At 69.4% G+C, this 3,720-nt stretch carries 4 protein-coding genes; all 4 read right to left on the reverse strand.

Going from position 1 to position 3,720, the window contains the following annotated elements; all coding sequences use genetic code 11:
* Window positions 1-51: 51 nt before the first annotated feature.
* Window positions 52-972: a 4-hydroxybenzoate octaprenyltransferase gene (gene ubiA, locus ABNT58_RS20045; protein ID WP_348755185.1), complete on the reverse strand. Its 921-nt coding sequence runs from the start codon at window positions 970-972 to the stop codon at window positions 52-54.
* Window positions 973-1,096: 124 nt separating this feature from the next.
* Window positions 1,097-1,630, reverse strand: coding sequence for a PEP-CTERM sorting domain-containing protein (locus ABNT58_RS20050; protein ID WP_348755186.1), 534 nt, complete (start codon window positions 1,628-1,630; stop codon window positions 1,097-1,099).
* Between the two features lie 190 nt (window positions 1,631-1,820).
* Window positions 1,821-3,446 carry a peptide chain release factor 3 gene (locus ABNT58_RS20055; protein WP_348755187.1) on the reverse strand — a complete coding sequence of 542 codons (1,626 nt, stop codon included), beginning with the start codon at window positions 3,444-3,446 and terminating at the stop codon, window positions 1,821-1,823.
* An 87-nt stretch (window positions 3,447-3,533) separates the two neighbouring features.
* A partial coding sequence (locus ABNT58_RS20060; RefSeq protein WP_348755188.1) for a ferritin-like domain-containing protein occupies window positions 3,534-3,720 on the reverse strand: 187 nt, incomplete at its 5' end.

Raw genomic sequence — 3,720 nt, forward strand, 5'->3', positions numbered from 1 at the left:
GACTGAGGTTCGCCCCCAAGCTCGCTGCGCTCGCGTCCCCCGAAGGTGAGCTCAGCGCAGCGCCAGATCGACCGCGGTGCCCGCGAACACCGCGAAGCCCACCCAGTGGTTGAGGCGGAAGGCCTTGAAGCAGCCTTCGCGGGTGCGGCCGCGGATCAGGCCGTAGTGCCAGGCCACCTGCGCCGCGGCCGCCGCCACGCCGGCCAGGAACCAGCCGCCCAGGCCCAGCAGGCGGCCGATGGCGGCCCAGGAGGCCAGGTGGATCAGGTAGAAGGCCATCACGCCCGCCACGTCGAAGCGGCCGAGCGTGAGCGCCGAGGTGCGGATGCCGATGCGAATGTCGTCGTCGCGGTCCACCATCGCGTATTCGGTGTCGTAGGCCAGCACCCAGAACAGGTTGCTCACCAGCAGCCACCAGGCATGCGGCGGCACCGCGTCGGCCACGGCGCGCCAGTGCCAGTCGGCGCCGCCCAGCACCGCGCTGAACGCCATCGGGATGCCGAAGCTGAAGGCCACGCCCAGCACCGCCTGCGGCATCGAGACGAAGCGCTTGGCATACGGGTAGGCGATGGCGATGGCCAGCGCCGCGAACGACAGCAAGATGGTGGGCGCATTGGTGGTGAGCACCAGCGCAAACGCCACCAGCGCCAGCGCCGCGCCCAGCAGCAGCGCTTCTTTCACCGACACCGCGCCGCTGGTCACCGGCCGCTGCGCGGTGCGCTTGACGTGCTTGTCGAAATCGCGGTCGGCCACGTCGTTGACGCAGCAGCCGGCGCTGCGCATCAACACCGTGCCGGCGGTGAAGACGAACAGCAGGTGCCAGCCCGGAAAGCCATCGGCCGCCATCCACAACGCCGACAGCGTGGGCCACAGCAGCAGCAGCCAGCCCGCCGGCCGGTTGAAGCGGATGAGGTCAAGGTAGAGCCGCCACCTGGAAGGCGCGCCCGGGCTGGGAAGTGAGGAGGCTTTCACGGCGCGATTATCGGCCGGGGCCGCCCCGGGCAGCGGCTGCGCGGCGGGCGCAAAAAAGCCACCGGCCGACAGGCGGGTGGCTTCTTGAAGCAGCGCTGAACAGGGCCGTGGCGGCCCCGGACGCTCAGGCGTTACGGCGGCGGGCGAACAAGCCCATCAGCGCCAGGCCACCGGCCATCAGCGCGTAGGTGCCGGGTTCCGGCACGGCGGACACGTTGACGCTGGCGGTGATGCTGCCGACGTTGTCGAAGTTGCCGCCGTCCCAGTAGTACAGCTTCAGCAGGCCGGCGTTGGCAGCCTGGCCGGCGTAGCTGGTGCCCACCAGGAAGAAGTTGCCGCCACCGATCTGGCCGACCAGCGCGCCGTAGGGGGCGGCCAGACCGGCCTGGTCCAGGTTGCCGAAGGAGGTGCCGATCACGGTGCCCGCGGCCTGGCCGCTGGCGTCGGAGCCGGTGGCCTTCAGCTCGCCGATCAGGCCGTTGGCGTTGGACCAGCGAGGCAGCTCGCCGGCGCTCCACAGTTGGTTGGCGTCGACGCTGACGCTGAACGACTGGCCAGCCAGCAGCGACACGGTGGCCGCGCCGGTGCCGTTGTCGCAGGCGCAGTTGGCCTTGGCGTCGACGGTGAAGTCAGCCGCGCTGGCCGCGGAAGCAGCCACGAGCGCCGCAGTGGCGACGACCGCGCGAAGAGTGCATGCACGCATGAGAAAGCTCCCTGTTAATTTGTGCTGAATTGTTGGGCTTTCACGTGAGTGCCCACACCCCCTGATGGCGGGGTGCTTGTAACCCGGCGGCCGCCATGGGCGTCATCCGCGGGTCATCCGGGGCCGGCGGGCGCGCAGAACTGACTCAGTCCCCCATGCGCTGCTGGAACACCAGCCCCGCATGCTCACGCAGCGCGTGGAACTTGATCTTGGGCCAGTTCTCCTGGCAGGCGCGCAATTCGCCGGCGTACTCCAGCAGCAGCGTGGGCGCGTCCACCGCGTCCAACGCCAGGCGGTGGCTGTTGCCATCGATGAAGCGCTTGAGCTCCTTCTCGCCGCCGTCGGCCTCGTCGCAGGTCACCCAGCGGGCCACGTTGAAGCGCGCCGGCATGATGCGGGCCTTCACGCCGTATTCATGCTCCAGCCGGTGGGCCACCACCTCGAACTGCAGCTGGCCGACGGCGCCCAGCAGCAACATCGAGCCCAGCATCGGCCGGAACACCTGGATGGCGCCTTCTTCGCCCAGCTGCGTCAGGCCGGCGCGCAGCTGCTTGGTCTTCAGCGGGTCGGCCACTTCCACCGAGCGGAACAGCTCGGGCGCGAAGAAAGGCAGGCCGGTGAACTGCAGCGCCTCGCCTTCGGTCAGCGTGTCGCCCAGCTGCAGCACGCCGTGGTTGGGGATGCCAATGATGTCGCCGGCAAAGGCTTCGTCCAGCAGCTCGCGCTTCTGGCTCATGAAGGTGACGACGGTGTTGGGCCGCAGCTCCTTGCCCGAGCGCACCACCTTCATGCGCATGCCGCGCTGGAACTTGCCCGAAGCCACCCGCAGGAAGGCGATGCGGTCGCGGTGGGCCGGGTCCATGTTCGCCTGGATCTTGAACACCACGCCGCTGAACTTGGCCTCGGCCGGCTCCACCGTGCGCTGGATGGCCGGTCGCGGGCCGGGCGCGGGCGCCAGGTCGACCAGCGCGTCCAGCACTTCCTGCACGCCGAAGTTGTTGACGGCCGAGCCGAAGAACATCGGCGTCTGCTGGCCGCCCAGGAAGGCTTCGTGCTCGAACTCGGGCGCGGCCTCGCGCACCAGCTCGATCTCGCCGGCCGCCTGCTCGTAAGGCGCGCCGAAGCGTTCGGCCAGCGCTGGGTTGCTCAGCCCTTCGACGATCTCTTCGGTACCGGCCACCCGGTCTTCGCCGGGGGTGAACACCCGCATTTGGTCCTTGCGCAGGTCCAGCACGCCGCCGAAGAACTTGCCCATGCCCACCGGCCAGGTGAAAGGCACCACCGTCATGCCCAGCTCGCGCTCGATCTCGTCCATCAGCGCCAGCGGCTCCTGCACCTCACGGTCCATCTTGTTGACGAAGGTGAGGATGGGCGTGTTGCGCGCGCGGCAGACCTGCAGCAGGCGGCGCGTCTGCGGCTCGACGCCGTTGGCCGCGTCGATGACCATCAGCGCCGCGTCCACGGCGGTGAGCACGCGGTAGGTGTCTTCGGAGAAGTCCTGGTGGCCCGGGGTGTCCAGCAGGTTGATCACGCAGTCGCGGTATTCCATCTGCATGACCGACGAGGCCACCGAGATGCCGCGCTGCTTTTCGATCTCCATCCAGTCCGACGTGGCATGGCGGCTGGCCTTGCGCGCCTTCACCGAGCCGGCGATCTGGATCGCGCCGGAGAACAGCAGCAGCTTTTCCGTCAGCGTGGTCTTGCCGGCGTCGGGGTGGCTGATGATGGCGAAGGTGCGACGGCGGCGCACCTGGGGCGTGAGGTCGGACATGGCAGCGCGGTGCGCCCCGGCAGGCGGGGTGCACCGACGATTGGTTGGGGCAAGCCCGCGATTATCGCGGCTGCCGGCTGCCCAGCCTCAATCCTGGAGAATGGACCGCAGCATCCACGCGGCCTGCTCGTGGACGGTCAGACGCTGGGTCAGCAGGTCGGCGGTGGGCTCGTCGCCGGCCTTGTCGGCCAGCGGGAAGATGCTGCGCGCGGTGCGCGCCACGGCCTCATGGCCTTCCACCAGGATGCGCACCATCTCCATCGCCGAGGGCGGC

The sequence above is a fragment of the uncultured Aquincola sp. genome (genome assembly GCF_964001545.1).
GTDB lineage: Bacteria > Pseudomonadota > Gammaproteobacteria > Burkholderiales > Burkholderiaceae_C > Aquincola.